Origin of the sequence: Arthrobacter sp. Hiyo1, assembly GCF_001263615.2 — a bacterium.
Classification (GTDB): Bacteria; Actinomycetota; Actinomycetes; order Actinomycetales; family Micrococcaceae; genus Arthrobacter.
Map to the genome: position 1 here is coordinate 1 of NZ_DF952492.1, position 3,943 is coordinate 3,943.

General features: G+C 65.2%; 1 protein-coding gene and 1 pseudogene. Both read right to left on the reverse strand.

What is annotated here, in order from left to right; translation table 11 throughout:
* Positions 1-99: 99 nt before the first annotated feature.
* On the reverse strand, positions 100-1,848 hold the full coding sequence (gene betA / locus AHiyo1_RS23885; RefSeq protein ID WP_084784710.1) for a choline dehydrogenase: 1,749 nt from the start codon (positions 1,846-1,848) through the stop codon (positions 100-102).
* Between the two features lie 56 nt (positions 1,849-1,904).
* A pseudogene (locus AHiyo1_RS23890) lies at positions 1,905-3,943 on the reverse strand (GcvT family protein); the annotation flags it as partial.

Genomic DNA, 3,943 nt, shown 5'->3' on the forward strand with positions numbered 1-3,943 from the left:
CCGGGCAGTTGATGCTGCGGATTCCTCCGGCGGACTGCCGCCAGCCGCCGTCAACGTAGCTGCCGCGCACCGTGTGGGTCTGGGAAAGTTGTGGGCTGTTCATGCCGCTCCTTGGTTCCTCGCGGGAGTGACCTGGGGCCGGCTGTCCAGGCCTTCCAGGCTGTCCGGAACCGGGCTGCTGCCGTGCCGGTAGAACTCGGCGGCGATGGGAGCAAGGGGTTCGCGGCCCTGGATCAGGTCAGCGGCTTTCTCGGCCAGCATCATGACCGGCGCGTAGATGTTGCCGTTGGTCACGTAGGGCATTGCCGAAGCGTCAGCCACCCGCAGGCCCGAGGTGCCGTGCACCCTCATGCTGAGCGGGTCCACCACGGACATCGGATCGGTGGCCGGGCCCATCTTGGCCGTGCAGGACGGGTGCAGCGCGGTTTCTGCGTCGCGGGCTACCCAGTCGAGGATTTCCTCGTCCGTCTGGACGGTTGGACCGGGGGAGAGCTCACCGCCATCGAAAGGCGCCATGGCCGACTGCTCGAGGATCTGCCGGGAAATCCGGATGGCTTCGACCCACTCGCGCCGGTCCTGCTCCGTGGAAAGGTAGTTGAATTTCATGGACGGGTGGACGGTGGGGTCCGTGGAGGTGATCTTCAGGCTGCCGCGCGCATCGGAGTACATGGGCCCGATGTGCACTTGGTAGCCATGCTTGGCATCGGCCTTCTGGCCGTCGTAGCGGACGGCCACCGGCAGGAAGTGGAACATGAGGTTGGGGTAGGCCACGTCCTCGTTGGAGCGCACAAAGCCGCCGCCCTCGAAGTGGTTGGTGGCAGCAGGTCCCTTGCGCCCGAACAGCCACTGCAGGCCGATCCACGGGTAGCGCCACAGGCTCAGGCTGGGTTGCATGGACACCGGCTGGGTGCAGGCGTGCTGGATGTAGACCTCCAGGTGGTCCTGCAGGTTTTCGCCGACGCCGGGCAGGTCAACTACGGGTTTGATGCCGAGGGACGTGAGGTGCGTGGAGTCCCCGACGCCGGACAACTGCAGGAGCTGCGGGGTGTTGATGGCCCCTCCGCACAGGACTACTTCCTGGGCATCCACGCTGTGCTGCTTGCCGTTGCGTCGATAGCTCACGCCCGTGGCCCTGACATCGGACGTTCCAATGCCGTCGAAGTTGATTTTCGAGACGAGGGCCCGGGTCCTGACCGTGAGGTTCGGCCGGTTGAGGTGCGGCCGCAAGTAAGCCCTGGAGGCGGAGAGCCGCTGGCCCTTGTGCACATTGCGGTCGAAGGGACCGAAGCCCTCCTGCCGGTACCCGTTGACATCGTTGGTCCGTGCGAATCCGGCTTGTTGGGCCGCGCGGAAGAAGGCTTGGAAGAGGGGATTGCGCGCCGGACCGCGTTCAAGGACCAGCGGTCCGTCGTGTCCGCGCAGTTCATCGTCGGGTTCCGCGGCCAGCGCGGTCTCCATGCGGTTGAAGTAGGGGAGGCAGTGAGCGAAGTCCCAGGTCTCCATCCCGGCGTCGGCTCCCCAGCGTTCGTAGTCCAAGGGGTTGCCGCGCTGGAAGATCATCCCGTTGATGGAACTGGAGCCGCCCAGGACCTTGCCGCGGGTGTGGGCGATCCGGCGTCCGTGCATGTGCGGCTCAGGGTCGGACTGGTAGCGCCAGTCATAGAACCTGTTCCCGCTGGGGAAGGTGAGCGCCGCGGGCATCTGGATGAACAGGTCCCAGGGGTAGTCGCTGCGGCCGGCCTCCAGGACCAGGACGGTCTTGGTGCGGTCTGCGCTGAGCCTGTCCGCCAGCACCGATCCGGCGCTGCCCCCACCCACAATGACGTAGTCAAACTTTTCGTTGGCCATTAGTTGAACTCCTTTGAAGTGATCCCCATTGCTGTGTCGAGTAGCCAGGAGGGGCGTCAGCCCCGTAGCTTTTCCATGGTTGGATCCACGAGGGGATCGGCAGAGATGGTGGCCGGGATCCGCTTCCCGAAGTATTCGATCTCGACGGTGTCACCCTCGCCCGCTTCGGCGGGCAGCCAAGCGTAGGCGATGGGCTTCCGGACGGTGTAGCCGTAGGCGGCGCTTGTGACGTAGCCGGCGGGCTCTCCCTTGAAATAGACAGGTTCCTTGCCCAACACAACGGACGTGCCGTCGTCGACCGTCAGGCAACGCAAGCGGCGGTTGATGGGCAGTTCGCGGCGGGCTTTGAGGGCCTCGGCACCGATGTATCCTTCCTTGTCCTTGCCGACGGAGAAGCCAAGGCCCGCTTGGAAGGGCTCATGCTCGGGGGTCATGTCGGTGCCCCACAGCCGGTAGCCCTTCTCGAGGCGGAGGCTGTTGAACGCGCCGCGGCCGGCCGCGATGATGCCCTGCTCCTGGCCGGCCTCGAACAAAAGGTCCCAGAGCTTTTGACCGTTTTCCGCCGTCGTGTACAGCTCCCAGCCCAACTCGCCTACGTAGGACAGGCGCATCGCGGTGACAGGGATCCCGCCGATCCGGACTTTCTTGGTGCGGAAGTACTTCAATCCGTCGTTGCTGAAATCGTCGTCGCTCACCTTGGCCATGATTTCGCGGGCGAGCGGCCCCCAAAGCCCCACGCAACACGTGGAACCCGTGATGTCCCTGACCTGGACCCACTGGGTGACGTCCCCAGCGGTCTGTTTGCGGGCTTCGGTGGTGAGGTAGGCGAAGTCGATGTTGCCGTTCGCGCCTACCTGGAACGTGGTTTCGTCGAGGCGGGCCACCGTAATGTCGCTGCGGATGCCGCCGTCGCCGTTGAGGAGCAGGCAGTACGTCACCGCACCCGGCTTCTTGTCGACCTTCCCGGCGCTGAGGCGCTGCAAGAGGGCTTCGGCGCCAGGGCCGGAAACCTCCAGCCGCTTGAGCGGTGTCATGTCATAGAGCGCGACGGCGGTGCGCGTCTTCCACGCTTCGGCAGCGGAAATGGGGGAATGGAACATGGCGGCCCACGGTTCGCGTTCAGGTGCGCGCCATTCTTCCGGGAGGATCTCCAGCAAGCCGCGGTTTGCCTCGAACCAGTGCGGGCGCTCCCAACCCTGGGCTTCGAGGAAGAACGCCCCGAGCTCCTTCTGCCGGGCATTGAATGGGCTCACGCGCAGTTCGCGGGGCGAGACGCGTGGCTGCAGCGGGTGCAGGACATCGTAGATCTCTACGAAGTTCTGCTGGGAGGTTTCGCTGACGTAGCTCTCCGCGGTCTGGATCTCTTCGAAGCGGGAGACTTCGCATTCGTGGAGCGGAATCCGGGATTGGCCCTCGATCAAGAGCTCGGCCACTGCCCTGGCCACGCCGGCGGAGTGCGTCACCCACACGGCCTCGGCAACGAAGAACCCTTCAACCTCTTTGGACTCGCCCACCAAGGGACCGCCGTCGGGGGTGAAGGAGAAGATGCCGTTGAAGCCATCCGCAATCCCCGCGCCGGCAAGTGCCGGAAGGAGTTCCTTGGAGTCCTCCCAACTCGGCAGGAAGTCCTCTTCGGTGAACGCCAGGCGGGATGCATGCGGTGCTCGGACATGTCCGCCGCAGCAACCTCGGGGAGCTCCCGGAGGTCCACGGGCATGGGCTTGTGGGCGTAGGAGCCAATGCCCATCCGGTCCCCGTGCTCGCGGTAATAGAGGTCTTTGTCCTGGTGGCGAAGGATGGGCATCCACGCGCCGTTGGCGGGATCAAGCAGCCGCGAGGCATCGTTCCGGCCCACGAGCTCCGGTACGGAGGTGGTCTTGACGTATTGGTGGGCCAGCGGGAGGAGTGGCACGGACATGCCCACCATGGCGCCGATCTTGGGTCCCCAGAACCCGGCGCAGGAAACTACGATGTCCGCAGGGATCACACCGTCGGGCGTTTCGACTCCCGTGACTTTGCCGCCTGTCTGTTCAATGCCGGTGACGGGAGTGGAACCGCGGAACGTGACGCCTGCGGCGCTCGCCTTGGCGATGAG

What these genes read in the sequence shown, in the direction of transcription:
- betA (WP_084784710.1), bottom strand. Translation starts at nt 1,848, where the DNA reads ATGGCCAACGAAAAGTTTGACTACGTCATTGTGGGTGGGGGCAGCGCC.